The sequence below is a fragment of the Devosia sp. MDV22-iso42 genome (genome assembly GCF_058629155.1).
The window spans coordinates 271,120-296,273 of the sequence record NZ_JBZVWR010000009.1 but is presented as its reverse complement, the minus strand read 5'-3'; the positions used below and the strand labels follow the sequence as shown (position 1 = coordinate 296,273).

Genomic DNA, 25,154 nt, shown 5'->3' with positions numbered 1-25,154 from the left:
GGGGTGGTATCCCCAAGCAAAATGGCCGTTTTCAGGGCCGTGGAGCCCGGTTTTACCCTAGTCGTGCTGCAGCCGGCCATCGCGCACGGTGATGGCCTGGGCGCGATCCCCCAGCGCCTCGAACAGCACGCGGTCGGTACCGGTCAGAAAGCACTGCGTCCCCAGGCCATCGAGGGCGGCAAACAGGGCCCGGCGGCGGTCCGGATCGAGATGGGCGGCGATCTCGTCGAGCAGCAGGAAGGGGGTGATGGTGGTGCGCAGCTTGACCAGTCTTGCATGGGCCAGGATCAGCCCGATCAGCAGCGCCTTCTGTTCGCCGGTGGAGCCCAGGGCGGCCGGCATGGATTTTTGCGCATAGGTCACCTCAAGGTCGACGCGATGCGGCCCCGCCAGCGCCCGCCCGGCGGCGCGATCGCGGCCGCGGCCACGCTGCCAGGCGTCGGCCAGGGCGGCCTCCAGCGCCGTCGAGGAAGCGGGCTCGGCGTCGTCCTCGAACAGGGGCGTCAGCGCCAGCTGGGCGGCCGGAAAGCTGGCATCGTCCAGGCTCTGGCCGATCAGCGCCTGCAGATGGCTAAGGCTATCTGTGCGCGCCAGGTGGATGGAGGCGCCCAGCTCAGCCAGCTGCGCCTCGATGGCGCTGAGCCAGGCGGCGTCGCCATGGTCCTCAAGCAGCCGGTTGCGCTGGCGCAAGGCCTTGTCGTAGTCGCTGACGGAAGCCGAGTGGCTGGGGATGAGCGTGGTCACCAGGCGATCAAGAAAGCGGCGTCGGTCGCCTGCCGGGCCCGAGAACAGGCCATCCATGGCGGGGGTGAGCCAGAGTACGCGCAGATAGTCGCTCATCGCCTCGATGGAGCGGGCATTGGCGCCATTGATGCGCACGCGCCGGCCGCCATCGGGCAAGGCGCCGGTGCCGATATCGGCGAGGCCGTCATCGGTTTCCACGGTTGCCGCAACCGCCCAGCCGATATCGGTGCCCTGGGCCTGCACGGTCTCGAAGCTGGCGCGGCGCAGGCCGCGGCCGGGCGAAAGCAGGGAAATGGCCTCGAGCAGGTTGGTCTTGCCGGCGCCATTGGGCCCGGTCAGCACGACGTGGCGGGAATCAAGATCAAGCGCGGCCGCGGCATAGTTGCGAAAGGCGGTCAGGCGCAGGCGGGAGAGATGACGGATCATGTGTGTTTGCCAGCCATCATAGCGTTCAACCCACCGCCCGTCACCCTCGGGCCTGACCCCAGGGCATTGCACTTGACATCCATCAGCAAGTGAAGCGCCCTCGGGTCAAGCCCGAGGGTGACGATCGCGATTGGTGCGCGCAATATGGCGCACTTACACGCGCATCGGCATCAGCACGTAGAGCGCGCGGGTTTCGCCTTCGTCCTTGACCAAAGTGGGCGAGCCGGCATCGTTGAACATGAAGATGGCGCTCTCGGAGCGGATCTGGCCGATGATGTCGAGCAGGTAGCGGGCGTTGAAGCCGATCTCGAAGCCGTCGGTATCGAATTCCACCGCAAGCTCCTCGCTGGCGGTGCCGTGATCGGGATTGGTCACCGACAGCTCGAGCAGGCCGTCCTTGGCCTGCAGCTTGACGGCCTTGCCGCCACGCTCGGAGGCAATGGTGGAGACGCGGTCGACTGCCGTGGCAAAGCTCTGCCGGTCGACATTCATCTGCTTGTCGTTGTTCTTGGGCGTCACCCGGTCATAGTCGGGGAAGGTGCCTTCGATCAGCTTGGAGAGCAGCACGACCGAGCCGACGGTGAAGCGGATCTTGGTATCGGAAACTTCCACCAGCACCTCGCCCTCGGCGCCGTCGAGCAGCTTCTGCACTTCGCCGACGGTCTTTTTCGGCACGATAATGCCGGGCATGCCCTTGGCGCCATCGGGCGCGTCGATCTCGGCGCGGGCCATGCGGTGACCGTCGGTGGCCACGGCGCGCAGAACCGTGCCGGTGCCGGTTATGTCGATGGTGTGGAAATAGATGCCGTTGAGGTAGTAGCGCGTCTCCTCATTGGAGATGGCGAACTGGGTGCGCTCGATCAGCTCGCGCAGCGCGGTGACCGGCATGGAAAATTCGTGGCCGAAGGCGCCCGACTTGAGGTCGGGGAAACTGTCGGGCGACAGGCAGGCCAGATTGAAGCGCGAGCGGCCGGAGGTCAGAACCATGTTCTCGCCGCCATCGGTCTCGAGCCGCACTTCAGCGCCATCGCTGAGCTTGCGGACGATTTCGTAAAGCGTATGGGCGGGGACTGTGGTGGTGCCGGGCGTCGAGACCATGGCGGGCACGCTTTCGGTGACCTCGATGTCGAGGTCGGTGGCGCGCAGCTCGACCTTGTCGTCGCCGGCCTTGAACAGCACGTTGGCGAGGATGGGATAGGTGTTGCGACGCTCCACAACCCGGTGCACATGGCTCAGCGACTTGAGCAGATGATTGCGTTCGAGCGTGACTTTCATGCGGCAATATCCCTGGCACTACGCGGCTGCACGGCGGCAGCAAAAAACCCCCGGCGAGCCGGGCTGTGGACATTTACAATTTGGTGACCAAAAGGCAAGGGCAGCAAGCAGTTTGCCACCAGCTATCGAGCCGGCCCGGCGGGCTGCGCGGGGGCGCATAAGGGTCTAGGCTGGGAAGCAGACAATCAGGAGGAGAACCCGATGGCCCAGAGTTTTGCAGCCGGCGGCATTGCCGTGATTACCGGGGGTGCCAGCGGCATTGGCCGGGCCGCAGCGCGCCGTGCCGCGGCGGCCGGCATGCGCCTGGCTTTGGTCGATGTGGACGCAGCCAAGCTGGCGGCAACGGCCGAGAGCCTGCGTGAGACGATTGGCCGCGACAGCGTCATCACCAGCACGGCCGATGTCGCCGACATGGCGGCCATGCTGGCGCTCGCCGACGAGGTGCAGGCGCGCTGGGGAAGCCCGACGCTATTGATGAACAATGCCGCAGCCTTCGTAGCGGGCGGACCGGGTGGGATCCTCGACGCCCATGACAACTGGGCCCGGGTCTTTGCCGTCAATGTGCTGGGCGTGGTCAATGGCGTGCAGGCCTTTCTGCCTGGCATGCTGGCGGCGGCAAAGCCTGCCGTCATCGTCAATACCGGCTCCAAGCAGGGCCTCACCAATCCGCCGGGCAATCCGGCCTACAACACGTCCAAGGCAGCAGTAAACGCCTATAGCCAGAACCTGGCCCGCGACCTGCGCGAGCGGGCCGGCTGCGCCATCAGCGCGCATCTGCTGATCCCGGGCTGGACCACGACGGGCGAGGCCGAACACCGGCCCGGCGCCTGGCGACCAGAGCAGGTGGTCGAGCATATGGAAAAGCTCATCGCCGACGACCGCTTCTTCATCCTCTGCCCCGATGACGACACGCCCAACGCGGTCGACCACAAGCGCATTTTCTGGAACGCGATGGATATCATCGAAAACCGCCCGGCCCTGTCGCGCTGGCATAAGGACTACAAGGACGAATTTGCCGCCTTCATGGCAAAGGATCTGCCGGTGATGCCGAAGGCCTAGGCGCAAAAATGGCGGGCACCGGACCCGCCATTCCAATGCCGGAGATGGCCGCCTATTCCTCGAGCATGCGCTTGAGCAGTTCGATCTCCTGGCCGAGTTCGACGTCATCCTTGATCATGGCCTCGACCTTGCGCACCGAGTGCAGCACGGTGGTGTGGTCGCGGCCGCCGAAGCGCCGGCCGATTTCGGGCAGTGAGCGGGAGGTCAGGGCCTTGGCCAGGAACATGGCGATCTGGCGCGGCCGCACCACGTCGCGGCTGCGGCGGGCCGAAAGCAGCTCGTTGCGCGGCACCTTGTAGTGGCGCGAGACGATGCGCAGGATATCCTCGATGCGGACACGGCGCGCCTCGCGGCTGCGGATCAGGTCGCCCAGGGTCTTTTCGGCCAAAGGCACGGTGATCAGTTCGCCGGTCAACTGGTTGGCGGCGACGAGGCGGTTGACGGCGCCATCGAGGTCGCGGCCATGGCTGATGACGGCGCGGGCGATATAGTCGATGACCGGAGTGGGGAAGTGCATGCCGTAGCGGGCGGTCGACTGGTCGGCGCGGCGCTGCACGATGGCGCGGCGCAGTTCGAGATCAAAGCCGGAGATCGGCACGACCAGGCCGCCCGAAAGGCGCGAACGCACGCGCTCGTCGAGCATTTCGAGATCGCGCGGCGGCGCATCGCCGGCCACCACGACCTGCTTGGCGCCGGTGAGCAGCGTGCCCAGCGTATGGCCGAATTCGGTGGCCGACTTGCCCTGCAGGAACTGCATGTCATCGATCAGCAGCAGGTCGACGCGGCGCAGCCATTCCTTGAAGCCGAGCGCCGACTGGCGCTGCACGGCGGTGATGAAATGGTACATGAAGTGGTCGGCGGTCAGGTAGACGATGTTCTTGCTGGCATCCGCCGACTGCACGGCATGGGCGATGGCGTTGAGCAGGTGGCTCTTGCCCAGGCCGACCGTGGAATGGATATAGACCGGGTTGAAGGTCACCGCATTGTTGGCGGCGGCATTGGCGATCTGCTTGGCCACGCCGAAGGCCATTTCATTGGCCTCGCCGGCGACGAAACTGTCAAAGGTCATGCGCGGATCAATGGCGCTGCCCGAAAGGGCATCGCCCCTGGCGGTCGCATTGTCCCGGCTGAAGCGGGCCACGTTGGCCATGGGCGCGGCATGGCTGGGGGCGGGGGCGCTCGGGGTTTCGCCGACCACCGGCTCGGCAACGACCGGGGTGAAGCGCGGCCGCGCCTGACCATTGACGCGCAGCGTCACCTGGATGCGGCCGATCTCGGGAATGTCCTGGCGGAAGGCCTCGAGGATGCGCTCGAGATAGTTGGACTGAACCCAGGAACACAGAAAGCGCGTGGGTGCGGACAGATGGACGACGTCGTCCACGATTTCCTCGAGTTCAAGGCTGGCAAACCAGGAGGTGAACACATCCACGCCGACGGCGGTCTTGATGCGGGCCCGCACCCGGTTCCAGAGCTCGCGTTGGGCTTGGCCGGAATCGGATGGGGTCATGACAGGAGTTTCGCCTTTGTTGATCGTGCTTTTCACTGGGGGATTGGCCGGGGGCCAATTCTCCCTGTCAGCGGTCGCCTGTCGCGTCATTCCTTCAGCCCCATATTGGTTCCGGCTGGTCCGCAAAGCCCGGCCGGTATTTGTCTGTGCCATGGCTGGCCCGTGTGCCCACGCAGCCATGGCTTCGCTCCTGCGCCCGTTGATACGGACGCATCTATCTTGTCCACCGGGCGGGCCGGCGGGGTGTTACCTACGCAACTGTCATGAACCAGGCCGAAAACGGGCCTAAGGTCTCAAAAAAATCTTGCCGGCCCAGATCGGACCGGCAGCCACATCAGCTGCCAACACAACCTTCACCATTCAAACCGTCTCGGCCTGTGCCGAACTTTGATCTAGAACAACGCCCCGAATAACTTAAAAACAACGCCCCGAATATGACCCGGTCAGCTGTCTCGGACGCTCATTGGCGGCGTCTTCTCGCCGGCTGACCAGATCACTTTAGAGGGACGATTTTGGGCTAGCAACCGGGGAATCTGCAAAATGGGGGCTTGACTCTGAGGTTGTATTTTTGGGCCCGGCCTCTGGCCCCGAGCCCGGTAAACCAAGGCGCTGTGACTCAACGCAGATTCGCCTTCGCAGCGGTCCGGGGGCAGCAAAATTTTATTTCTCCGCAGGGTCCGTTTTTTGCCTCGGGCAGTGCAGATGACAGTCTGGTGACGGTCTGGCGATGGCGCAAAGCCCTATCAAAACTCAAGAAATACCGAGCCTGCGCGACATTAGCCCGTAGCGGCGGCAGTGTCACGCCGATGACACATGCGTGTCAAATCGGAATAGCTTGCTCACCGGCCCGACAAACAAAAAGGGCTCCTTGCGGAGCCCGTCTCGTCAATTGTCGGCAGCCCGGTCAGGGAGCCTTTTGGCAGCCAATCAGGCGCTGAGCGCCTTGACCCGGCTGTTCAGGCGGCTGATCTTGCGAGCGGCCAGATTGGCATGAACGATGCCCTTGGTCGCAGCGCGGTTGATCTCGGGAGCGGCCGCATGCAGCGCTTCCATGGCGACCTTGTGGTCACCGGCAACAATGGCTTCTTCAACCTTGCGGATGAAGGTGCGGACGCGCGAACGGCGCGACTTGTTGACCGCGGTGCGGGCTTCGATCTTGCGGGTAGCCTTTTTGGCTGAAGGCGTATTGGCCATAATGGTCCTCTTGGCGTCCAACCGGCCGATCGCGCCACGAGGTCGCATGCGTCCGGGATGAAAATGAAATCGGCGGCATCTCGATAGCCGCCAAGTTGGCCGGTCTATAGGGGAAGCAGGGGCAAGCGTCAACTGGATTCAGCCCAGCCCCGATCAGGGTTTCTTCTGGCAGACCGGACAAAAGAAGGTCGAGCGCCCGGACTGGACGATGCGCTCCACCGTACCGCTACAGAGCGGGGTGGGACAGGGCTCGCCCTCCCGGTCATAGACGGCGAAGCGATGCTGGAAATAGCCTGAGCTCCCATCGGCATGGCGGAAATCGCGCAGGGTCGAGCCGCCCACCTCGATGGCCTCGATCAGCACCTGGCGGACGGCGCTGGCGAGGTCTTCGAGCGCGGCTTTGGGCTTGCCCCTGGCCGTCACGAGGGTTCCCGCCAGCACGGTGGGCAGGATATGGGCACGGTGCAGCGCCTCGGCGACATAGATATTGCCCAGGCCGGCCACCACGCGCTGGTCGAGCAAGGCCGCCTTGATCGGGCTCTTCTTGCCAGCGAATTTGTCGGCCATCTCGGCAGCGTTGAAATCATTGCCGAGCGGCTCGGGGCCGAGGTCCTTGAGATAGGGACTGCTCGCCAGGTCGTCATAGAGATCGACAAAGCCGAAGCGGCGCGGATCGGCATAGATCAGGTGGCTCTTGCCGTGTTCGGGGTGGGAAATGTCGAGCACCAGATGATCGTGCTTGGGCGCGGTGCCCGGCTCGTAATAGCGCGGCGGCTTGTCGATGCCGTGCTCGGCAAAGCGCCAGGAGCCGGTCATGCCCAGATGGCTGAGCAGGGTCTGGCCGCTTGAGAGTGCCAGCAGCAGATATTTGGCGCGGCGGCCGACCGAGACGATGGTGCTGCCGGCCAGGGCTGTGGCCAGCCCGGCAGGGAAAGGAAAGCGCAGGTCGGGGCGGTTGAGCGTCACATGGTCGATGCGGGCGCCTTCGAGCCAGGGCTGCAGCCCCCGGCGTACGGTTTCGACCTCGGGCAGTTCAGGCATTTTATGTCTCTTCACCTGTGCGGCTTTGCGCCATGGCAAAGTCGGTTTGCTTTGAATATGTATCGCTGGGTCAATACAGGTCGTATCGACCAGTACGAAATGCACGAGGCGATCACCATGACCGACGCGCGAGAAACCACTCATTTCGGTGAACAGACCGTGGCGCTGGACGACAAGCAGGGCATGGTCAACCAGGTGTTCCATGGCGTGGCCGACCGCTATGACCTGATGAACGACCTGATGAGCGCGGGCGTGCACCGGCTCTGGAAAAATGCCATGGTAGCCGATCTGGCGCCGCCCAAGGCCGGTTCCCGGCCCTATCGCGTGCTCGACATGGCGGGCGGCACCGGCGACATCGCCGAGCGCATCATCAATGCCTCGGTGGGCTATGCCGAGGTCGTGGTCAGCGACATCAATTCGGACATGCTGCGGGTGGGCGCGGAGCGCGCCAAGGCCTGGCGCTATCCGGAACAGGCCAGCTTTGTCGAAGCCAATGCCGAGGAGCTGCCTTTCGCGGACAACAGCTTTGACGCCTATACGATCGCCTTCGGCATTCGCAATGTGCCGCGAATCCAAAAGGCGCTCAGCGAGGCGCATCGCGTGCTCAAGCGCGGCGGCCGCATCCTGGTCCTCGAATTCAGCCAGGTCGACGTGCCGGGGCTGGACCTCGTCTACAAGGCCTTCTCAGACAATCTCATTCCGCCCATGGGCAGGCTGGTGACCGGCGATGCGCAGCCTTACCAGTATCTGGTGGAATCGATCCGCAAATTCCCCAATCCGGCTTTGTTCCAGTCCATGCTGACCGAAGCGGGCTTCAAGCGCGTCAAGGCGACGGCCTTTTCGGGCAATATCGCGACGCTGTTTTCGGGATGGAAGCTCTAGCGCATGCTGTTTTCCGCCTATTTTCGCCTGCTGCATGCCGGCTTTGTGCTGGCCCGCGAAGGCGCGCTGTCGATGATTTCGACCAAGGGCCTGCCGCCCGCTCTGGCGCCGCTGCGCGCCGGCATCTGGCTGGGCCGGCTGATCGAGCGGCCCAGCGTGCGCCAGACCGGCCATGTCGACCGCCTCAACCGGGCGCTCAACCGGCTGGGCCCGACCTATGTCAAGTTCGGCCAGACCCTGGCCACCCGCCCCGACGTGGTGGGCATCACCATCGCCAATGACCTGGCGGGCCTGCAGGATCGCATGGATCCGTTCGACGCGGCGCTGGTGCCGGCCATCCTGCTGGCAGCGCTGGAAGGCAAGGCGGCCGAGCTGACCGAACTCAGCGCCCCCATTGCCGCGGCCTCGATCGCCCAGGTGCACCGCGCCCGGCTGGTGTCGGCCAAGGGGCCGGCCCAGATGGTTGCCGTCAAGGTCCTGCGCCCGGGCGTGCAGGCCCGCTTCATGGCCGATATCGAGAGCTTTTACGCGGCCGCCCGGCTGGCCGACCGTTTCATCGTCTCGACCAAGCGGCTGCGGCCGATCGAGGTGGTCGAGACGCTGGATCGCTCGGCCCGGCTCGAACTCGACCTGCGGCTGGAGGCCGCGGCTATTTCGGAGATGGCCGAGAACATCAAGGACGATACCGGCTTTGTCATTCCGAGCGTCTCCTGGGACCATGTGGCACAGAACGTGCTCACCACCAGCTGGGTGGATGGCATTCCGATCCGCGACCATGCCGCGCTCGACAGGGCCGGGGTCGACCGCAAGGCGCTGGCCACCAATCTGCTGCAGAGCTTTCTCAAGCATGCCATTCGCGACGGCTTCTTTCATGCCGACATGCATCCGGGAAACCTCTTCGCCGATGCGCGCAGCGGCGACGTAATCGCGGTCGATTTCGGTATCATGGGCCGGATCAACCGGCAGGAACGCCGCTTCCTCGCCGATATCCTCTTCGGTTTCATCACCCGGGATTACCGGCTGGTAGCCGAGCGGCATTTCGATATCGGCTATGTCCGCAAGGACCAGTCGGTGGATGATTTTGCTCTGGCGATCCGCTCCATCGGCGAGCCTCTCCACGGCCGCACCGCGGCCGATATCTCGATGGCAAGGGTGCTGGGCCAGCTGTTTGCCATTACCGACCTGTTCGACATGCAGACGCGGCCCGAACTGGTGCTGCTGCAGAAGTCCATGGTGCTGGTGGAGGGGGTGGCGCGGGCGCTCGATCCCGACCTGGACATCTGGACGGTGGCCGAGCCAGTGGTGGGCGACTGGCTGCGTCGGCAGGCGGGTCCGGTGGGCCAGATCGAAACCCTGGGCGAACATTTCAAGACCATGGCCGAGGCGGCCGGCCGCGTGCCGGTCATCCTGGCGCAGGCCGAACTGGCGCTGGCCGATTATCATGCTGTCAAACACCGGCGCTATGATCCGCTGATGCGTTGGAGCGTAATAGGGCTGATGGCCATTGCCGGGGCAACCCTGCTGGCCGTGCTGTGGCGCGTGCTGACACTGGCGGGCTGAGCGCGGCTTGTCCGGCCAGCCGGCACGACCTAGAATACTAAAATCGACAGAATTTGCGAGTCCCCCGATGTCTGCCAGCCGCGTCCTGATCCAACTGCGCTGGCTTGAGCACGGCCGTGGACTGGCGCTGCCGGCGCAGCAGACGGCCGGGGCAGCCGGGCTCGACCTGGCGGCGGCGCTGCCGGCCGAGGGCGATGTGGAGATCGCGCCGGGCGCCTATGCGATGATTCCGACGGGACTGGCTCTGGCTCTGCCCGAAGGGTTCGAGGCGCAGATCCGGCCGCGGTCGGGGCTGGCGGCGAAATATGGCGTGACCGTGCTCAATGCGCCCGGGACGGTGGATGCCGACTACCGGGGCGAGATCAAGGTGCTGCTGATCAATCACGGCATGGTGCCCTTCACGGTGCGGCGGGGCGATCGTATCGCGCAGATGGTGGTGGCGCCGGTCAGCGCTGTGAGTTTAATCGAAGTGGAGGCACTGGATGGCACCGAACGCGGCGAGGGTGGGCATGGTTCGACGGGTCGCTAGGCTTTTCGGGCTGCTGGCCCTGCTGCTCATGCCGGCCACGCCGGCGCTGGCGGGCGACCGGGCACAGATCGACCTGATCGGCTTTTCCGAAGACGGCAGCTATTTTGCCTTCGAGGAATTCGGCGTGCAGGACGGCTCGGGCTTTGCCTATGCCAGTATCTATGTCGTCGATGTGGTCGATGACAGCTGGGTGGTGGGCACGCCGATCCGCGTGCTGGCGGAAGACGAACTGGCGACGCTGGCCGAAATACGCGCCGAGGCCAAGCTCAAGGCCGCCAACTATATCACCATGCTGGGCATTGCCGTGCCCGGTGAATTCGTCGCCTTGATCGGGGATGGCCTGCCCGACAATGACGGTCAGGTTCTCAGCTTCGGCGTGCCGGCCTATGGGGTGGGTGCGGTCGAGGGCAGCCATAGCCTGGAACTGGCGCGCTTCGACACCAGCTCGGCCACGCCGTGCCAGGAATGGTTCGGTTCGGTGCCGCGCGGCTACCAGCTGAGTATTGTCGATGATGCCGGCAAGCGGGTGGTGCATCGCGACGACAGCCTGCCGCGCTCGCGCGGCTGCCCGGTCGATTACCGGCTCTATGGGGTGGTGCTGCCCTTTGCCGCCGAGCCGCTGCGCGATGCCGTGGCCATTGTCTCGGTCTATACCTTCGGTTTTGAAGGGCCCGACCGGCGCTTCATCGTGGTGCCGCTTGGCTTCTGACCCGTTCTCCCCCGCCGAAACGCGACGCTATGCCCGCCAGCTCGTGCTCAAGGGCTTCGGCGGCAGCGGCCAGCAGGCGCTCAAGGCGGCACGGGTGCTGGTGGTGGGCGCGGGCGGGCTGGGCAGTCCGGTCATTGCCTATCTGGCCGGGGCCGGCGTGGGCCTGCTGGGCATTGCCGATCCGGACAGCGTGTCCCTGTCCAACCTGGCGCGGCAGGTGATCCACACCACCGCGGGCATCGGCCAGAGCAAGGCGGCCAGCGCCGGCAGTTTTGCGCAGGCGCTGAACCCCGAGGTGCGGCTGGCACTGCATGACGCGGCGGTGACCGCGGACAATGCGGGGCGGCTCATGGGCGATTATGACCTGGTGATCGATGGCAGCGACAATCTGGTGACCCGCCGGGCCGTGGCTGCGGCAGCGGCCGGGCTGGGCCTGCCGTTGGTCTCGGGCGCGGTATCGATGTTTGACGGGCAGGTAACGGTCTTTGCCCCAGGCGGGCCGCCCTTCAGCGCTCTTTATCCGGACAGCGCCAGCGATGCCGACCTGCCCAGTTGCGAGGCCACCGGCATTGTCGGTCCGCTCACCGGCGTCATCGGCACGCTGATGGCGATGGAGGCCATCAAGCTGGTGACCGGCATTGGTGAACCGCTGATCGGCCGGGTGCTGACCTATGACAGCCAGGGCGCCCGCTTTGCCGAATTCGCCTTCTAGCCAGGCGGGACATGCCGACAGTGGCTGGATTGTCCAGCCTGGCCGAGGCGCGGTCCATGGCGCAGAGCGTGCCGAAGAAGCTGCCGTCCGGCAGGATGATCGGCACCGATATATAGCTTTGCAGCCCATAGATGCGGGGGGTGTGGTGGTCCGCATGGGGCCGATCCTGGCTGAGTGTGATCGATGACCAATTCCCGAAGGTCCGAGCGGACCTCCTGACACAGCGTCGTCTCGACCCCGAGTTCGTCGCCCGGCTTGAGCCCGAAGTCGACATTGTCGAGCACCTGGCAGGTCACCCAGCGATCCTCGGTCACCCGGGCCACCGCGGCAAAGCCAACCCCTGTCGCCTCGCAGCAGGAATCAATGGTTGAAATGCGGCAGGTCCGGCGCCGGCCGAATCAGCGAGCCCGGCGGGCGGTCAGCAGCAGGGATCAGGCGTCGGGATGCTTGAAGACCAGAGCCGCATTGGTGCCGCCGAAGCCGAAGGAATTGGACAGCACCACGCCCAGGTCGACGTTGTCGCGGCGCTGCTGGATGATCGGCATGTCGGCAAAGGCCGGATCGAGATTGTCGATATTGGCGCTGGCGGCGATGAAGCGGTGCTTCATCATCAGGATCGAATAGATCGATTCGTGCACGCCGGTGGCGCCCTGGCTGTGGCCAGTCAGCGATTTGGTGGCCGAGATGGGCGGGCACTTGTCGGCGCTGCCGAACACCGCCCTTATGGCCTCGATCTCCTTGAGATCACCGACCGGGGTCGAGGTAGCGTGCGGATTGATGTAATCGACCTTGGGGCCGACATGCTTGAGCGCCATCTGCATGCAGCGCGCCGCGCCTTCGCCGGACGGGGCGACCATGTCGAGCCCGTCGGAGGTGGCGCCATAGCCGACCAGTTCCGCCCAGATGCGCGCGCCACGCGCCTTGGCATGCTCATATTCCTCGAGCACCAGCACGCCGGCGCCGCCAGAAATCACGAAACCGTCGCGATCGGCGTCGTAGCAGCGCGAGGCCCTGGCGGGTGTGGCGTTATAGTTCGAGCTCATCGCACCCATGGCATCGAACAGGTTGGACAGCGTCCAGTCGAGATCCTCATGGCCGCCGGCAAAGACGATATCCTGCTTGCCCAACATGATCTGCTCCATGCCATTGCCGATGCAATGCTTGGAGGTCGCGCAGGCGGCGGTGATGGTATAGTTGACTCCCTTGATGCCAAAGGCAGTGGCCAGGGTAGCCGAGGCGGTCGAGCCCATGGCCTTGGGCACGGCCAGCGGCCCGATGCGCTTGGGGCTGGAATTCTTGCGGGTGGTGTCGGCGGCCTCGACAATGGTGCGGGTGGAGGCGCCGCCCGAACCCATGACAATGCCGGTCATGGGGTTGGAGATGTCGCTCTCGTCAAGGCCGGCATCGGCGATGGCCTGCTGCATGGCCAGGTAGTTCCAGGCCGCGCCCTTGCCCATGAAGCGGGTGACGCGGCGGTCGAGCAGTTCGAACGGGTCGAGCCGCGGGTCGCCCTTGACCTGGCTGCGAAAACCCAATTCGGCATAATCCTCGGCAAAGACGATGCCCGGCGTCGCGCTGCGCAGGCTCGCCGTGACCTCGTCGAGCGAATTGCCGATCGAGGAAATGATACCCATGCCGGTGACGACAACTCGTCTCATCTTGGCCTCGTTTAGTTTCGGTCTGACGCCCTTGATGCGGGCGGTTCTCGTTGATTGAAGCGTCGCTTTTAAGGCGGGTCAGGCGCTCTGCTGCGCCTGCATCTGGACGTCGGTGAACAGGCCGACGCGCAAATCCTTGGCTTCGTAGATCACCTTGCCATCGGCCTTGACCCAGCCGTCGGCGATGCCCAGGGTCAGACGACCCTTCATGACGCGCTTGAGGTCGATGCCATATTCTACCAGCTTGACGTCATCGGTCACCTGGCCGGTGAACTTGATTTCACCCGCCAGGGCGCGGCCGCGGCCGGGCTGGCCAATCCAGCTGAGGAAGAAGCCGGTCATCTGCCAGATGGCGTCGAGACCCAGGCAGCCGGGCATGACGGGATCGCCGATGAAATGGCACTTGAAGAACCAGAGGTCGGGATTGACGTCGAGCTCGGCGCGCACCTGGCCCTTGCCATAGGCGCCGCCATCCTCGGAAATGGAGGTGATGCGGTCAAACATCAGCATGGGAGGGGCCGGCAGGCGCGCGTCGCCCTGGCCCGGCAATTCGCCGCGGCCATGTGCCAACAGCTCCTGGTACCCAAATGCGCTCTGCCGATCGGCCATGCGTCCAACCCCGTTAACCGTGTGTTCGTCTCGTATAGGGGCGCGTGGGGAGGGTCAAGTCAACGCACGCGGCGCCAGCCCTACCCTGCGACGGCACGGCGACTTGTGTGGCGCGGGCGCGACGGTTATAAGAACTCCAGTATCTTCCGGCCCTTCAGAGCGCTCAAGGACCCTATGACTGATCGTACCCAGACCGCCCGGTCGCTGCCTTCGCGCAAACCGTGTCTTACCGCCGTGCTGCGCATGGCCGGTCTCCGTCCGACCCGGCAGCGCGTGGCGCTGGCCGAACTGCTGTTTGGCGGGCCGCACCGCCATGTCAGCGCCGAGCAATTGCATGGCGAAGCCGATGCGGCGCGGGTCAATGTGTCGCTGGCCACCATCTACAATACGCTGCACCAGTTCCACGAAGCGGGCCTGCTGCGCGAAGTGGCCGTGGATGCGGCGCGCTCCTATTTCGACACCGACACGTCCGATCACCATCACTTCTACGTCGAAGACGAGCAGCGCATGATCGACATTCCGGCCAGCTCGGTGGCGTTCACCAAGCTGCCCGAGGCCCCCAAGGGCATGGAAGTCAGCCATGTCGATGTGGTGATCAGGGTGCGCAGGGCGAAGAGCTGATCGAGTTCTCCGCCGGCCGCCCTTGGGAGAAAATCGGCCGCTGTCCAGTCCCCCGCGCCCACGAAATTGCGCTGGGGCCAGCGTGACACGGGAGGCGTGATCACCCATATTGCGCGTCCTGCAACAGCAAAACGGGTGGTTAATGAGCCAAAAGGTCAACCTGAACGGCTATTTCGAGCGAATCGGCTTTGCCGGTTCAATCGCCCCGACCTTGGCCACTTTGGAACAGCTTCATGCGCTGCATCCGGCCGCAATCGCCTTCGAAAACCTCAATCCGCTGCTGGGGCTGCCGGTCAAACTGGATCTGGGGAGCCTGCAGGCCAAGCTGCTGACCGAGCGGCGTGGCGGCTATTGCTACGAACACAACCTGCTGCTCAAGGCGATGCTGGAGGAACTCGACTTCACCGTGCGCGGCCTGGCGGCGCGCGTGCTGTGGAACAATCCGGGCAATGTCGACGGGCCGGCCCATCACATGCTGCTGGCGGTTGATATCAGCAGCACCACCTATATTGCCGATGTCGGCTTTGGCGGGCTGACGCTGACCGGCCCGCTGCGGCTCAAGGCCGATGCCGAGCAGAGCACACCGCATGGGCGCTTCCGGCTCACCGGCGGCGACCCGGTCTGGCAGCTCGAGGCCTGGCTGGGCGAGGACTGGGCGCCGCTCTACGCCTTCGACCTCAACGAAAAGACCGCGGCCGACTACGCGGCGTCCAACAGCTTCCTGTCGACCGATCCCACTTCCCCGTTCCGCAACCAGCTGCGGGTCGCCCTGGCCCCTTCCGGCAAGCGCCTGGCGCTCAAGGACAACCAGTTCACCAGCTATGGCGAGGATGGCCAGGTCGAGCGGCGGGAACTGACCAGCGTCGCCGAGATGCGCGACGTGCTGATGACCAGTTTCGGCATTGCCCTGCCCGCCGACGCGGCGCTCGACGCCAAGCTGGCCGAGATCCTGCTCGCCGCCGGCATCGCGCCGCCCGCGCCCGACGTGGTGCCCGAGGCGACGGCGGACTAGCCATGGCGCCGGTGCAGGTCGATCCGGACAGGGTCCGCGAATTTGTCGACAGCGACGCGTTCTACCGCTGGCTGGGCCAGCATCACGACCAGGACGACGAGATCTGGATCCGCATTTTCAAGAAGGCCAGCGGCACGCCCAGCATCACGGCTGCCCAGGCCATCGAGGTGGTGCTGTGCTGGGGCTGGATCGACGCCATCCGCAAGAGCTGGGACGAGGTCTCCTTCGTGCAGCGCTATACCAGGCGCGGCCGCAAGAGCCTGTGGAGCCAGATCAACAAGGACAATGTCGCCCGGTTGATCGAGCAAGGCCGGATGACCGAACATGGCCTGCGGCATGTTGACCTGGCCAAGGCCGACGGCCGCTGGGACGCCAGCTATGGCACCACGATGGCGCCGCCGGAGGACCTGATGGCGGCCATCGAGTCGAGCCCGGCGGCGCTCGCCTTCTACCGTGCCCTGACGGCGCAGAACCGCTTCGCGCTGATCTTCCGCACCATCGCGCTCAAGACCCCGGCGGCGCGGGCGCGCAAGATCGCCGGCTTTGTCGCCATGCTCGAGCGTGGCGAGACCATCTATCCGCAGGGCAAGGCCAAGTGAGCGGGCTATGGTTCGCCTTTCTGCGCGGCATCAATCTGGGCAAGCGCCAGGTCAAGATGGCCGAACTGCGGACGTGCCTCGAGGCGGCCGGCTTTGCCGAGGTCACAACCGCGGTGGCCAGCGGCAATGTGCGCCTGCGGGCCGCGGGCACTGCCGATGCCATCAGGGACAGGCTCGAAGCCGCCATTGCCGCTCAGTTCGGCTTTGCGGTCGGTGTCGTGCTGCGCTCGGAGGCGGAACTGACCATGATGCTGGCGCAGCACCCCTTTGGCCGGCTCGACCCCGCGGCCGATCTCACCCGCCATGTACTGCTGTTCGACCGGGCCCTGCCCGCCGGCATCACGCTGGCCGACCGGCCCAGCCATACCGAAATCGTCCGCGTGGATGTGCGCGAGATCTATATTGCCGGTTACCGCCAGCCCAATGGCCGCTATACCGAAGGCATCGCTGACGTACTCAAGCCGCTCTATGCCCAGCTGGGCAAGGGCGTGCTCGACACCATGCGCAACTGGAACACGATAGAGAAGATGCTGGCATGATCACTGTTTTCGGCTCCACCAATCTCGACCAGATCGGCACCGTGCCGCGCCTGCCTTTGCCGGGCGAAACGGTAGCCGGTGGGGTCTTCTCCATGGCCGCGGGCGGCAAGGGCGCCAACCAGGCGCTGGCGGCGCGGCGCGCCGGGGCCCAGGTGCGCCATGTCTCGGCAGTCGGGCGCGACAGCTTTGCCGAACCGGCTTTGGCCCTCCTGGCCGACGCCGGGGTGGACCTGGGGAGCCTGCGCCATACTGACGGCGCCACCGGCATTGCCATGATCTTTGTCGATGCGGCCGGCGAGAACGTCATCGCCGTGCTGCCGGGCGCCAATGGCACCATCACCCCAGCCGATGCCGAGACAGCCCTGGCCGGACTGGGTAGCCATGACCTGCTGCTGGTGCAGCAGGAAATTCCGCAGGCCGCGACCCGGCGCGCGCTGGAACTGGCCCAGGCGCAGGGCGTCACCAGCCTGCTCAACACGGCCCCGTTCCTCGCTGATACGGCCGATCTCGCCCCGCTGGCCAGCATTGTGGTGGCCAATGAAACCGAATTCGCCCTGCTGAGCGGGCGGCCGGAAAGCGAACTGGACGATGCCATGGCCGACTGGGCGGCACAGCACGACCAGATCCTCATCGTCACCCTGGGCGGCGCCGGGGTGAAGGCCATTGCCCACGGCCGGACGCTGACCATCCCGGCGCTGCCAATCAAGCCGGTCGATACGGTGGGCGCGGGCGATACCTTTGTGGGCTACCTCGGCGCCGGCCTCGATGCCGGGCTGGACCTCGAAACGGCCCTGCGCCGCGCCGCCGCGGCGGGGAGTCTGGCCTGCCTCAAGCCGGGCGCGCAGCCGGCGATCCCGCTGGCCGCGGAAGTGGATGCGGCGCTCAGGGGGTAGGGGAACGGCTGGCGCACTGGCACCTAGATGCCGTGCAGTATGGTCCTAGTGTCAGGCATCCGCTTGAGCGAGTTGTCCAGGCGTTCGCGCCAGCGTGGACCGACCTCCATGGCGCTGACATAGGCCCGGCGCAAATCGTCGGGCCGGTCCTGGGCCAGCGCCTCGATCAGAAACGCCGCCTGTTCTCGGTCCTTTGACGCTTTCAGACTGCCTGCGCCGTCGCGCCGCCGATCAGCAACGATGAGCTTGTGTATCGCGTATCGTTCGGGGCGCGGCACCTGCACCAGGACGCCAGATCGATAGATGGCCGCAGCGTGGATGGGTTCGGCGATCAGGAAATTGAGGTAGTTCAGCGACTGCGCGTTGACGCCCAGCGCCGGCAGATCGCGGACGGTCTCTTCCCCGAAGGCGGGGGTAAGGAACTCCACCAGCTGGCCACTGCCGCCCTGCGTCCAGCGCCAGGTGCGGCCCGGGTCGAGCCCTGGAAGGGGGGCGAACTTCAGCGCCGAGAAGGTCTCGGCCAGACCCGGACTGATCTGATCCTCCAGCGCCAGGCTGAGCTTTTCGAATTGGGCGATGTCGATGTCGCCGGTATTTGCCATGCCGCCCAAAGGCAGACGGAGTCCAAGTTCACCCTCATAGAGGCGAAATGCGTTCGTGCCGACCAGGGTCCCGCCCAGCCGAAAGGTTCCCGCATCCGCCATGGCAGACAGCATGGAGCCGGTGGCGCGATCGGTCGGTGTCAAACCCTCGGCCCGCAGCAAACGGACCAGCCGCGACCGTTCGGCCTGCTGCTCCTTGGCTGTCGTCCGCAGTGCCTCAATCCGGTCTATGCGCTCACGGGTCTCATCGCTATCTTCACCGATATACAAGAACTGCATGTCCGAACCGATGCGGCGCGCAGCGTACCAATAGGCTTTGCTACCGCGCTGCTTGAGGGTCGGTTTGCCCTCGACGCCGGATATGGCATCGTCCCGCAGTAATCGAACCAGATCGGTATAGGCGCTCATGGCGATGCTGCTGAGAGCTATCATGCCTATCACTTTCGGGTTTTGCTTGGCATAATCTACCAAGCAAAAATTCAAATTGCTAGGTATGCCGAAGGCAAACAAAAAAGCAGGCCCATCGGACCTGCCTTTTCAATCTCTAACAGTCCGGCAACCCCTATTTAGGCGCCAGGACCATGACCATCTGGCGGCCTTCGGAGCGCGGCTGGCTTTCGACCTTGGCGATTTCCTCGGTCTGGGCGCGTACCTTGAGCAGCAATTGCATGCCCAGGTCCTGGTGGGCCATTTCGCGGCCACGGAAGCGCATGGTCACCTTGACCCGGTCGCCATCATCGAGAAAGCGCTGCACGGCCTTCATCTTGGTCTCGTAGTCATGCGTGTCGATATTGGGCCGCATCTGGACTTCCTTGACCTCAATCACCTTCTGCTTCTTGCGGGCCTCGGCAGCTTTTTTCTGCGCGGCATATTTGAAGCGTCCCAGGTCAAGCATCTTGGCGACCGGCGGGACAGCGTTGGGAGAGATCAAGACAAGGTCGAGGCCCTGTTCCTGGGCTTCTGCGAGCGCCTCGCGGGTGTTGACGATCCCGCGGTTCTCACCTTCAGCGTCGATCAGCTGGACATCGGCGCTGGTGATATCTTCATTGGACGGCGGCCCATCTTTCTGGGGCGTGACTGGTCTCATTGGACGGCGAATGGCAAATGATCCTTGTGTTGTTAAGCCAAGCGGTGAATTCGGGCTAAAATCGTGTTACCGGGCCCATAAGTCAACTGGCAAAAGGTCCAATTTCTGGAGCTCTTGTCGCGTTGCCGGCCCGGTCAGGCAGTGCCCGCCTGAAACCAGCATATACCCTTTTGCCTCCCCAAGAAAGCGATCCCATGACCGCCACCCAAAGCACCACAATCTCCGTCGGTTCCGGCCCCGCCGCGCGTACCATCGCCGTGGCACGGCGCGACGGCGGCAGTCCGGGCCTGTTCTGGCTGGGCGGCTTCCGCTCCGACATGGCCGGCAGCAAGGCGATGGCGCTGGACGGGCTGGGGGCCGAGCAGGGCCTGGCGGTGACGCGGTTCGACTATTCCGGGCATGGCCTATCCGGCGGGGACTTCAACGCGGGCACGATCAGCCGCTGGCTGGAAGAGGCCGAGGCGGTCTATGCAACCACCGAGGGTCCGCAGGTCATCGTCGGCTCGTCGATGGGCGGCTGGATCGCCCTGCTGCTCGCGCGCGCCCTGCTCGCCCGCGGCACGCCGGCAAGGGGCCTCGTCCTGATCGCCCCGGCGCCGGACATGACGCATGAGCTGATGTCGCCCAGTTTCACGCTGGAGGAACACCAGGCACTGCAGGCGCAGGGTTTTGTCGAACAGCCGAGCCAGTATTCGGACCAGCCCTATCGTATCAACCAGGCTTTGCTCGAGGATGGGGCGCTGCACCTGCTGTTCGGCAGCGTCATCGAAACAGGTTGCCCGGTCACTATCCTCCAGGGCGGGCAGGACCCCGACGTGCCGGCGGCCCATGCCATTCGCCTCGTCACCCATATCCTGCACGATCCCGTCACGCTGACCCTGATCCCCGATGGCGACCACCGGTTGAGCCGGGACGAAGACCTGGCGCGGATGAAGGACGCGGTGCTGCGGCTGGTTGCGGCGCCCTAGCCGCGCGTCACCAGCTTGCTCTTCTGCACCCCGTCGGCGTCGAAATTGCCCGGGCTCAGCCAGCGCTCATATTCGGCCCGCAGAGCGGGCCATTCGCTGTCGATGATGGAGAACCAGGCGGTGTCGCGGCTTTCGCCCTTGGTAATGCGGTCCTGCCGGAACAGGCCCTCATAGTGGAAGCCGAAGCGTTTGGCGGCGGCTTTGGAGGGATCATTGCGGTCGTTGCACTTCCATTCGAAGCGCCGATAGCCGAGATCGTCGAAGGCGTGGCGGGCAAACAGATACAGCGCCTCGGTGGCCAGCGGCGTGCGCGCCATGGGCAGGCCCCAATAGACGCCGCCGATCTCGATGGAAGCATGTTCGGGAAAGATGCGCATCCACGCCTGCTGGCCCACGGCCTTGCCGGTCTGCTGGTCGATAATGGCGACGTAGCGATCGGGGCCGGCATTGACCGTGTCGATCCAGGTCTGCAGCCCTTCCAGCGATTCCGGCGCGTTGCTGAACAGCCAGCGATAGCGCTCGGGCCCGCCCGGCATGGTCCCCACCGCGAAGAGGTCGGCGGCGTGACGCTTCTCCAAGGGCTCGAGCCGCACGAAGCGGCCCTCAAGAACGATGCGTTCGGGGGCAGATTTGGCGGGGCTGGGTGGCGTCATGAGCGGGTCTCCAGGACCTGCGCCAGGCCCTCGCGATAGGTCGGGTAAAGCAGCTCGATGCCCAGCGCGCTCTTGATGGCGGCATTGGAGCAGCGCTTGTTGTCGGCGTAAAAGCTGGCCTGCATCGGCGTCATCGGCGCCGTGGCGAAATCGAGTTCGGGCGGTGGCGTCATGCCCAGCAGCGCGGCGGCATGGACGATGACGTCCTGCGGTGGGGCCGGCTCGTCATCGCCCAGGTTGAAGGTGCCATCCAGCCGCGCTGTCGCCGCCAGCTCGGTCACCCGGGCGATGTCGTCGACATGGATGCGGTTGAACACCTGGCCCGGTTTGACCACGCGGCGCGAGGAGCCGTCCTCGAGCTTGTCGAAGGTCGAGCGGCCCGGGCCATAGATGCCGGCCAGCCGCAATATGGTGAGCTTGACCCCGCGCGCCTTGGCATAATCGCGCCAGGCCTGTTCGGCGACCACGCGGCGGTCGCTGCGCTCATTGCGCGGCACCAGCGGCGCGGTTTCATCGATCCAGGCGCCGCCGAAATCCCCATAGACCCCGATGGTGGAATAATAGCAGAGCCATTCAAGGCCCTCGGCGGCGTCGAGATCGGCACGATGATGGATGAGCGCCGGGTCGCCATCGGCGCCGGGGGCAATGGAGAACACCACATGGCTGGCGGCCCGCAGGTCGGGGCCCAGGGTCGCGCCGGGCGCCGTGCCGTCAAACAGGTGCGTGCGCAGGCCCATGGCGCTTAACCGCGCGGCCTTTTCTGCGGTGCGAACGGTGCCCACAATGTTAGCATATTGGCCGGAAAGGTGGCATCGCATCGACGCCGCGGTGGCGGAGAATCCGAGGCCGAAAAAGAAAGCGTTCATGCGATATCCACGGTCCATTCGGTGGCAACGTCGGGGTCTGTTTCGGTCAGCAGCCAGGTCGGTCTGATCAGGTTCGCCCGCAAGGGGTCCAGCCGGCGCAAGGCCCAGATGGCGGCGCCGCGCACCAGGGCATTGTCGTCGCCCAGGCGCGCCACCACCCGCGGCACGAGGCCAGCATCGCCCGAATTGCCGATGCCAATCAAGACATTGCGCAAAAAACGGCTGAGGCCAATACGCTTGACCGGCGAACCGGCAAACAGGGTGCGAAAGCGCACATCATCGAGCTGGACCAGATCGGCCAGCGCCGGGCGCTCGAGATCGGCGCGCGCCTGCAGCCTTGCCTCGCGGCTTTCGGAGGCAAACTTGTTCCAGGGGCAGACGGCCAGGCAATCGTCGCAGCCATAGATGCGGTTGCCCATGGGCACGCGGAACTCCAGGGGAATCTGACCCTTATGCTCGACGGAGAGATAGGCCAGGCACCGTCGCGCATCGAGCTGGAAGGGCGCCGGAAAGGCCTGGGTCGGGCAGATATCGAGGCATCTGGTGCAGGAGCCGCAGCTTTGCGCATGCGGCTTGTCCCCGGGCAGGTCGGCATCGGTTAGAATGGCGCCGAGAAACAGCCAGGAGCCGAAATCGCGGCTGACCAGCACGGTATGCTTGCCCTGCCAGCCCAGGCCCGCGGCCTCGGCCAGTGGCTTTTCCATCAGCGGGGCGGTGTCGACAAAGACCTTGACCGCCGCGCCGGAGCGCCGCGCCAACAAGCCGGCCAGTTCCTTGAGCTTGCCCTTGATGACCTCGTGATAGTCGCGATTGCGGGCATAGACGGAAATGGCGCCCAGTGTGGGTTCATCCAGCAGGGTCAGGGGATCGGATTGCGGGCCGTAATTGATGCCCAGCAGGATCACCGATCTGGCTTCCGGCCAGAGCTGGGTCGGGCTGCCGCGCCGTTCGGCGGTATCGGCCATCCAGTCCATATCGCCATGCCAGCCGGCGGCCAGGGCAGCGTTGAGCTTGTCGGGCAGATCGGGCCGCGCATCGGCCGGGGCAATGCCGAAACTGTCAAAGCCGAGCGCCGTGGCCCGGGCCTTGAGTTCAACGACGAGGGCTTCGGTTGTCGTCAAAAATCGAGATCCGCATAGCCCTTGTGCGGCGGCATGGCGAGGACGCGGTCGTTGAGCAGGGTGCGGAAGGCCGGGCGCGATTTGATGCGGGAATACCAGTCACGGGTTTCTCCCGCCTTGCCCCAGTCGATATCGCCCAGATAATCGAGGGTGGAGAGATGGGCCGCCAAAGCGAAGTCGGCCAGGGTCAGGTCGTCGCCGGTCAGCCAGGAGCGGTTGGCGAAGAGCCAGTTGAAATAGAGCATGTGCTCGTTGAGATTGACCTTGGCGACGCGCAGCACGGCCGGGTCGGGCGTGGCGCCCTTGTGGTCGCGCTTGACGATCTTTTCCTCAAGCACATAGCGGGTGACCTCGTCATTGAGCTTGGAGGTCACCCATTCGATCAGCCGCCACATCTCGGCCCTTGTGATGGGATCGGGCGGGATCAGGCCGGCAACGACATTGGGGGTATAGAGATCCTCGATCAGGTGGATATTGGCCAGCAGGCCGACAATGGGCTGGTCATTGTCGTCGATCAGGATGGGCAGGGTGGCGGCCGGATTGATCTCGAGCAGTTCTGCCGTGCGCAGCCAGGGCTTGATCTCTTCCATGTCGAGCGGCACGCCATATTCGGCGCACATCAGGCGGATAAGCCGGGAGGCCGGGTCGAGGGGATGATGCAGCAGGCTGGGCATTGGGGCTCATCTCTTTTTTGGCGCGCCAGGCAGGGCTGCTTGGCGCTCTTGGCGAAGCAGGCTAAAGCTTGCGCGCCGCCCATGGCATCGGACAGGATTAGGGGATCAAATGAACGGCGATCAAGGTCTTTTTGTGCCGCTGGTACTGGGCATTCTCGAAGGGCTTACCGAATTCCTGCCGGTCAGCTCGACCGGTCACCTGCTGCTGGCCGACCATTTCTTCGGGCTGAGCCAGCCCAAGACCTTCATCGTGCTGATTCAGCTTGGCGCCATTCTGGCCATTGTTACCATCTATTTCGCCCGGCTGGGGCTGCTGATCCGCGATGCGCTGACCGGCAAGGCCTATGCCTGGCGCTTCGCGCTGTCGGTGATCCTGGCCTGCATACCGGCGATTATCGTGGGCGTGCTGCTGCGCGACTTCATCCAGGGCGCGCTGTGGGAATCGCCGATGACCATCTGCGTGTCGCTGCTGCTTGGTGGCATCGTGCTGCTGTACGTCGACCGCATGCCCAAGCGGGAAACCTATGACGACATCTACCACTATCCGTGGCATCTGGCCCTGATCATCGGCCTGTTCCAGATGCTCAGCCTCATTCCAGGGGTGTCGCGCTCGGGCTCGACCGTGGTCGGCGCCATGCTGTTCGGGGCGAGCAAGCGCAGCGCGGCCGAGTTCACCTTCTTTGTCGCCCTGCCGATCATGACCGGCGCCTTTGGCTACGACCTCTACAAGAGCCGCGACCTGATCGATACCAGCATCGCGCTGCAGGTGGCCGTCGGCTTTGCCGCCGCCTTCGTGGTCGGTGCGATCGTCGTGCGCTACCTGCTGAACTTTGTCTCCAGCTATGGCTTTGCGCCCTTTGCCTGGTGGCGTATTGCCGTGGGCGGCGCGGGCATTATCGCCCTGTTCATGATGGGTCAGGCCTGACGGCTCGCCTGACTTAACCCTGCTTGAGCGGCTGGTAATTGGCCGGGATGGAGAAATAGCTGCGCGGGATTTCGCGGTCCTTTTCCACATCGTAGAGCGAGAAGGTCAGCTCGGCGCCGCTGGGCTCGACCAGGCTCCACTGTACCAGATCGAGCGTATCGGTGCCGAAGACCAGCGAGACCTGGACGGTGCCGGCAATGGTCTCGTCGATCACGGTAATCGACATATAGCCGTCCGAGGTCGAGACATCGACCACATTGGCGTCCATCAGGTTGATGGTATCGCCGAGGAACTGGCGCAGCGGAATGGTGTCCTGGGGATAGGCGTAATAGGTCTCGTCGCGCCGGTTGAGCACGTAAAAGCCATTGCCGACCGAAACGATTTCGTCGCGGCTGGGCGGGGCGTAGCGGAAGGCAATCTTGTTGGGGCGCTCAAGGAAGAAGGTGCCCTCGGTGCGGCCGCCATTGGTATCGATCTGCAGGAAACGGCCCACCATGGTGCGGATGGCCGAATTGTGCGCGCCGATATTGGTGATCATCTGCTGCTCTTCGGGCGTCAGCGCCCGGTCCAGCGCCCAGGCGGAGGTGCTTACGGCAAAGGCGGCAGCAAGGCCGAGCAGCAGGGCATCACGGCGAATCATGGAAAGGTCCCGGGTAAGTTGACGGTATTGAGGTTACCCTAGAAAGCAA

Annotated in this window: 28 protein-coding genes; 13 read left to right on the top strand and 15 right to left on the bottom strand. The window is 64.8% G+C overall.

All coding sequences use genetic code 11. From position 1 onward, the window contains the following. Positions 1 to 57: 57 nt before the first annotated feature. Together recF and dnaN are read right to left on the bottom strand one after the other, a co-directional pair. The gene (recF, locus tag AC4NN3_RS11440; protein WP_491927216.1) at positions 58 to 1,170 is read right to left on the bottom strand and encodes a DNA replication/repair protein RecF; all 1,113 of its coding nucleotides are present in this window, start codon (positions 1,168 to 1,170) and stop codon (positions 58 to 60) included. Between the two features lie 153 nt (positions 1,171 to 1,323). Further along, positions 1,324 to 2,445: a DNA polymerase III subunit beta gene (gene dnaN, locus AC4NN3_RS11435; RefSeq protein WP_491927215.1), complete on the bottom strand. Its 1,122-nt coding sequence runs from the start codon at positions 2,443 to 2,445 to the stop codon at positions 1,324 to 1,326. Between the two features lie 201 nt (positions 2,446 to 2,646). On the opposite strand from dnaN, the gene AC4NN3_RS11430 reads away from it, so the two are divergent. Beyond that, positions 2,647 to 3,504, top strand: a complete 858-nt coding sequence (locus AC4NN3_RS11430) for an SDR family NAD(P)-dependent oxidoreductase (protein WP_491927214.1) — start codon at positions 2,647 to 2,649, stop codon at positions 3,502 to 3,504. 52 nt (positions 3,505 to 3,556) lie between these two features. Here the strand turns inward: AC4NN3_RS11430 and dnaA are convergent, their stop codons facing one another. The 4 genes from dnaA to mutM all read right to left on the bottom strand — a co-directional run bounded on the left by dnaA (position 3,557) and on the right by mutM (position 7,246). Continuing rightward, on the bottom strand, positions 3,557 to 5,011 hold the full coding sequence (dnaA, locus tag AC4NN3_RS11425; RefSeq protein ID WP_491927213.1) for a chromosomal replication initiator protein DnaA: 1,455 nt from the start codon (positions 5,009 to 5,011) through the stop codon (positions 3,557 to 3,559). A 334-nt stretch (positions 5,012 to 5,345) separates the two neighbouring features. Beyond that, entirely contained in the window at positions 5,346 to 5,447 is a 102-nt protein-coding gene (locus AC4NN3_RS11420) for a hypothetical protein (RefSeq protein WP_491927314.1), read from the bottom strand. A gap of 491 nt (positions 5,448 to 5,938) precedes the next feature. Continuing rightward, a complete protein-coding gene (gene rpsT, locus AC4NN3_RS11415) occupies positions 5,939 to 6,205 on the bottom strand; it encodes a 30S ribosomal protein S20 (RefSeq protein WP_193337576.1) in 267 nt (88 codons plus the stop codon). Between the two features lie 153 nt (positions 6,206 to 6,358). Continuing rightward, positions 6,359 to 7,246: a bifunctional DNA-formamidopyrimidine glycosylase/DNA-(apurinic or apyrimidinic site) lyase gene (mutM, locus tag AC4NN3_RS11410; RefSeq protein WP_491927212.1), complete on the bottom strand. Its 888-nt coding sequence runs from the start codon at positions 7,244 to 7,246 to the stop codon at positions 6,359 to 6,361. A gap of 99 nt (positions 7,247 to 7,345) precedes the next feature. On the opposite strand from mutM, the gene ubiE reads away from it, so the two are divergent. From ubiE to AC4NN3_RS11385, 5 genes are all read left to right on the top strand, one after another. Next, entirely contained in the window at positions 7,346 to 8,128 is a 783-nt protein-coding gene (gene ubiE / locus AC4NN3_RS11405; RefSeq protein WP_491927313.1) for a bifunctional demethylmenaquinone methyltransferase/2-methoxy-6-polyprenyl-1,4-benzoquinol methylase UbiE, read from the top strand. 3 nt (positions 8,129 to 8,131) lie between these two features. Continuing rightward, positions 8,132 to 9,688 (top strand): 2-polyprenylphenol 6-hydroxylase, encoded by a 1,557-nt coding sequence (gene ubiB / locus AC4NN3_RS11400; protein WP_491927211.1) that lies wholly within the window; start codon positions 8,132 to 8,134, stop codon positions 9,686 to 9,688. 67 nt (positions 9,689 to 9,755) lie between these two features. After that, entirely contained in the window at positions 9,756 to 10,217 is a 462-nt protein-coding gene (gene dut / locus AC4NN3_RS11395) for a dUTP diphosphatase (RefSeq protein WP_491927210.1), read from the top strand. Further along, entirely contained in the window at positions 10,198 to 10,926 is a 729-nt protein-coding gene (locus AC4NN3_RS11390; protein ID WP_491927209.1) for a DUF2259 domain-containing protein, read from the top strand. Before dut ends, AC4NN3_RS11390 begins: the two co-directional genes overlap by 20 nt. Further along, positions 10,916 to 11,638, top strand: a complete 723-nt coding sequence (locus tag AC4NN3_RS11385; RefSeq protein WP_491927208.1) for a HesA/MoeB/ThiF family protein — start codon at positions 10,916 to 10,918, stop codon at positions 11,636 to 11,638. Before AC4NN3_RS11390 ends, AC4NN3_RS11385 begins: the two co-directional genes overlap by 11 nt. Before the next feature lie 431 nt (positions 11,639 to 12,069). Here AC4NN3_RS11385 and fabB read toward each other — a convergent pair whose 3' ends face one another. After that, positions 12,070 to 13,296, bottom strand: coding sequence for a beta-ketoacyl-ACP synthase I (gene fabB / locus AC4NN3_RS11380; protein ID WP_491927207.1), 1,227 nt, complete (start codon positions 13,294 to 13,296; stop codon positions 12,070 to 12,072). A gap of 78 nt (positions 13,297 to 13,374) precedes the next feature. Beyond that, on the bottom strand, positions 13,375 to 13,905 hold the full coding sequence (gene fabA / locus AC4NN3_RS11375; RefSeq protein ID WP_193337585.1) for a 3-hydroxyacyl-[acyl-carrier-protein] dehydratase FabA: 531 nt from the start codon (positions 13,903 to 13,905) through the stop codon (positions 13,375 to 13,377). 174 nt (positions 13,906 to 14,079) lie between these two features. On the opposite strand from fabA, the gene irrA reads away from it, so the two are divergent. From irrA to AC4NN3_RS11350, 5 genes are all read left to right on the top strand, one after another. Then, positions 14,080 to 14,526 (top strand): iron response transcriptional regulator IrrA, encoded by a 447-nt coding sequence (gene irrA, locus AC4NN3_RS11370; protein ID WP_491927206.1) that lies wholly within the window; start codon positions 14,080 to 14,082, stop codon positions 14,524 to 14,526. A gap of 142 nt (positions 14,527 to 14,668) precedes the next feature. After that, positions 14,669 to 15,538 carry an arylamine N-acetyltransferase family protein gene (locus AC4NN3_RS11365; protein ID WP_491927205.1) on the top strand — a complete coding sequence of 290 codons (870 nt, stop codon included), beginning with the start codon at positions 14,669 to 14,671 and terminating at the stop codon, positions 15,536 to 15,538. 2 nt (positions 15,539 to 15,540) lie between these two features. Next, a complete protein-coding gene (locus AC4NN3_RS11360) occupies positions 15,541 to 16,137 on the top strand; it encodes a YdeI/OmpD-associated family protein (protein ID WP_491927204.1) in 597 nt (198 codons plus the stop codon). Next, complete coding sequence (locus AC4NN3_RS11355; protein ID WP_491927203.1) at positions 16,134 to 16,676, top strand: DUF1697 domain-containing protein; 543 nt, start codon at positions 16,134 to 16,136, stop codon at positions 16,674 to 16,676. Before AC4NN3_RS11360 ends, AC4NN3_RS11355 begins: the two co-directional genes overlap by 4 nt. Beyond that, positions 16,673 to 17,569 (top strand): ribokinase, encoded by an 897-nt coding sequence (locus AC4NN3_RS11350; RefSeq protein WP_491927202.1) that lies wholly within the window; start codon positions 16,673 to 16,675, stop codon positions 17,567 to 17,569. The genes AC4NN3_RS11355 and AC4NN3_RS11350 overlap by 4 nt, the downstream gene beginning before the upstream one ends. A gap of 23 nt (positions 17,570 to 17,592) precedes the next feature. Here AC4NN3_RS11350 and AC4NN3_RS11345 read toward each other — a convergent pair whose 3' ends face one another. Next, a complete protein-coding gene (locus AC4NN3_RS11345; RefSeq protein ID WP_491927201.1) occupies positions 17,593 to 18,579 on the bottom strand; it encodes a nucleotidyltransferase family protein in 987 nt (328 codons plus the stop codon). 154 nt (positions 18,580 to 18,733) lie between these two features. Continuing rightward, a complete protein-coding gene (gene infC, locus AC4NN3_RS11340; RefSeq protein WP_193338018.1) occupies positions 18,734 to 19,270 on the bottom strand; it encodes a translation initiation factor IF-3 in 537 nt (178 codons plus the stop codon). Between the two features lie 182 nt (positions 19,271 to 19,452). Between infC and AC4NN3_RS11335 the strand changes: the two genes are divergently transcribed. Further along, positions 19,453 to 20,226, top strand: coding sequence for an alpha/beta hydrolase (locus AC4NN3_RS11335; RefSeq protein WP_491927200.1), 774 nt, complete (start codon positions 19,453 to 19,455; stop codon positions 20,224 to 20,226). On the opposite strand, the gene AC4NN3_RS11330 is transcribed toward AC4NN3_RS11335, so the two are convergent. The 4 genes from AC4NN3_RS11330 to AC4NN3_RS11315 form a co-directional block, all read right to left on the bottom strand. Beyond that, positions 20,223 to 20,879, bottom strand: a complete 657-nt coding sequence (locus tag AC4NN3_RS11330; RefSeq protein WP_491927199.1) for a GNAT family N-acetyltransferase — start codon at positions 20,877 to 20,879, stop codon at positions 20,223 to 20,225. The genes AC4NN3_RS11335 and AC4NN3_RS11330 overlap by 4 nt on opposite strands. Further along, on the bottom strand, positions 20,876 to 21,616 hold the full coding sequence (locus AC4NN3_RS11325; RefSeq protein WP_491927198.1) for an NAD-dependent epimerase/dehydratase family protein: 741 nt from the start codon (positions 21,614 to 21,616) through the stop codon (positions 20,876 to 20,878). Before AC4NN3_RS11325 ends, AC4NN3_RS11330 begins: the two co-directional genes overlap by 4 nt. A 125-nt stretch (positions 21,617 to 21,741) precedes the next feature. After that, positions 21,742 to 22,866: a tRNA epoxyqueuosine(34) reductase QueG gene (gene queG / locus AC4NN3_RS11320; protein ID WP_491927197.1), complete on the bottom strand. Its 1,125-nt coding sequence runs from the start codon at positions 22,864 to 22,866 to the stop codon at positions 21,742 to 21,744. Beyond that, a complete protein-coding gene (locus tag AC4NN3_RS11315) occupies positions 22,863 to 23,540 on the bottom strand; it encodes a glutathione S-transferase family protein (protein ID WP_491927196.1) in 678 nt (225 codons plus the stop codon). The genes queG and AC4NN3_RS11315 overlap by 4 nt, the downstream gene beginning before the upstream one ends. A gap of 109 nt (positions 23,541 to 23,649) precedes the next feature. On the opposite strand from AC4NN3_RS11315, the gene AC4NN3_RS11310 reads away from it, so the two are divergent. Then, positions 23,650 to 24,465, top strand: coding sequence for an undecaprenyl-diphosphate phosphatase (locus tag AC4NN3_RS11310; protein ID WP_491927195.1), 816 nt, complete (start codon positions 23,650 to 23,652; stop codon positions 24,463 to 24,465). Positions 24,466 to 24,478: 13 nt separating this feature from the next. Here AC4NN3_RS11310 and AC4NN3_RS11305 read toward each other — a convergent pair whose 3' ends face one another. Continuing rightward, positions 24,479 to 25,105, bottom strand: a complete 627-nt coding sequence (locus AC4NN3_RS11305) for a LolA family protein (RefSeq protein ID WP_491927194.1) — start codon at positions 25,103 to 25,105, stop codon at positions 24,479 to 24,481. Positions 25,106 to 25,154: the final 49 nt, after the last annotated feature.

Excerpts from the sequence above, each read along its gene's own strand:
- ubiB (WP_491927211.1), top strand. The coding sequence starts at position 8,132 with ATGCTGTTTTCCGCCTATTTTCGCCTGCTGCATGCCGGCTTTGTGCTG.
- dnaN (WP_491927215.1), bottom strand. The coding sequence starts at position 2,445 with ATGAAAGTCACGCTCGAACGCAATCATCTGCTCAAGTCGCTGAGCCAT.
- AC4NN3_RS11430 (WP_491927214.1), top strand. The coding sequence starts at position 2,647 with ATGGCCCAGAGTTTTGCAGCCGGCGGCATTGCCGTGATTACCGGGGGT.
- AC4NN3_RS11345 (WP_491927201.1), bottom strand. The coding sequence starts at position 18,579 with ATGAGCGCCTATACCGATCTGGTTCGATTACTGCGGGACGATGCCATA.
- AC4NN3_RS11350 (WP_491927202.1), top strand. The coding sequence starts at position 16,673 with ATGATCACTGTTTTCGGCTCCACCAATCTCGACCAGATCGGCACCGTG.
- mutM (WP_491927212.1), bottom strand. The coding sequence starts at position 7,246 with ATGCCTGAACTGCCCGAGGTCGAAACCGTACGCCGGGGGCTGCAGCCC.
- AC4NN3_RS11325 (WP_491927198.1), bottom strand. The coding sequence starts at position 21,616 with ATGGGCCTGCGCACGCACCTGTTTGACGGCACGGCGCCCGGCGCGACC.
- irrA (WP_491927206.1), top strand. The coding sequence starts at position 14,080 with ATGACTGATCGTACCCAGACCGCCCGGTCGCTGCCTTCGCGCAAACCG.
- AC4NN3_RS11360 (WP_491927204.1), top strand. The coding sequence starts at position 15,541 with ATGGCGCCGGTGCAGGTCGATCCGGACAGGGTCCGCGAATTTGTCGAC.
- dnaA (WP_491927213.1), bottom strand. The coding sequence starts at position 5,011 with ATGACCCCATCCGATTCCGGCCAAGCCCAACGCGAGCTCTGGAACCGG.
- AC4NN3_RS11335 (WP_491927200.1), top strand. The coding sequence starts at position 19,453 with ATGACCGCCACCCAAAGCACCACAATCTCCGTCGGTTCCGGCCCCGCC.
- AC4NN3_RS11310 (WP_491927195.1), top strand. The coding sequence starts at position 23,650 with ATGAACGGCGATCAAGGTCTTTTTGTGCCGCTGGTACTGGGCATTCTC.
- AC4NN3_RS11315 (WP_491927196.1), bottom strand. The coding sequence starts at position 23,540 with ATGCCCAGCCTGCTGCATCATCCCCTCGACCCGGCCTCCCGGCTTATC.
- AC4NN3_RS11390 (WP_491927209.1), top strand. The coding sequence starts at position 10,198 with ATGGTTCGACGGGTCGCTAGGCTTTTCGGGCTGCTGGCCCTGCTGCTC.
- AC4NN3_RS11305 (WP_491927194.1), bottom strand. The coding sequence starts at position 25,105 with ATGATTCGCCGTGATGCCCTGCTGCTCGGCCTTGCTGCCGCCTTTGCC.
- fabA (WP_193337585.1), bottom strand. The coding sequence starts at position 13,905 with ATGGCCGATCGGCAGAGCGCATTTGGGTACCAGGAGCTGTTGGCACAT.
- AC4NN3_RS11365 (WP_491927205.1), top strand. The coding sequence starts at position 14,669 with ATGAGCCAAAAGGTCAACCTGAACGGCTATTTCGAGCGAATCGGCTTT.
- AC4NN3_RS11330 (WP_491927199.1), bottom strand. The coding sequence starts at position 20,879 with ATGACGCCACCCAGCCCCGCCAAATCTGCCCCCGAACGCATCGTTCTT.
- dut (WP_491927210.1), top strand. The coding sequence starts at position 9,756 with ATGTCTGCCAGCCGCGTCCTGATCCAACTGCGCTGGCTTGAGCACGGC.
- recF (WP_491927216.1), bottom strand. The coding sequence starts at position 1,170 with ATGATCCGTCATCTCTCCCGCCTGCGCCTGACCGCCTTTCGCAACTAT.
- rpsT (WP_193337576.1), bottom strand. The coding sequence starts at position 6,205 with ATGGCCAATACGCCTTCAGCCAAAAAGGCTACCCGCAAGATCGAAGCC.
- fabB (WP_491927207.1), bottom strand. The coding sequence starts at position 13,296 with ATGAGACGAGTTGTCGTCACCGGCATGGGTATCATTTCCTCGATCGGC.
- ubiE (WP_491927313.1), top strand. The coding sequence starts at position 7,346 with ATGCACGAGGCGATCACCATGACCGACGCGCGAGAAACCACTCATTTC.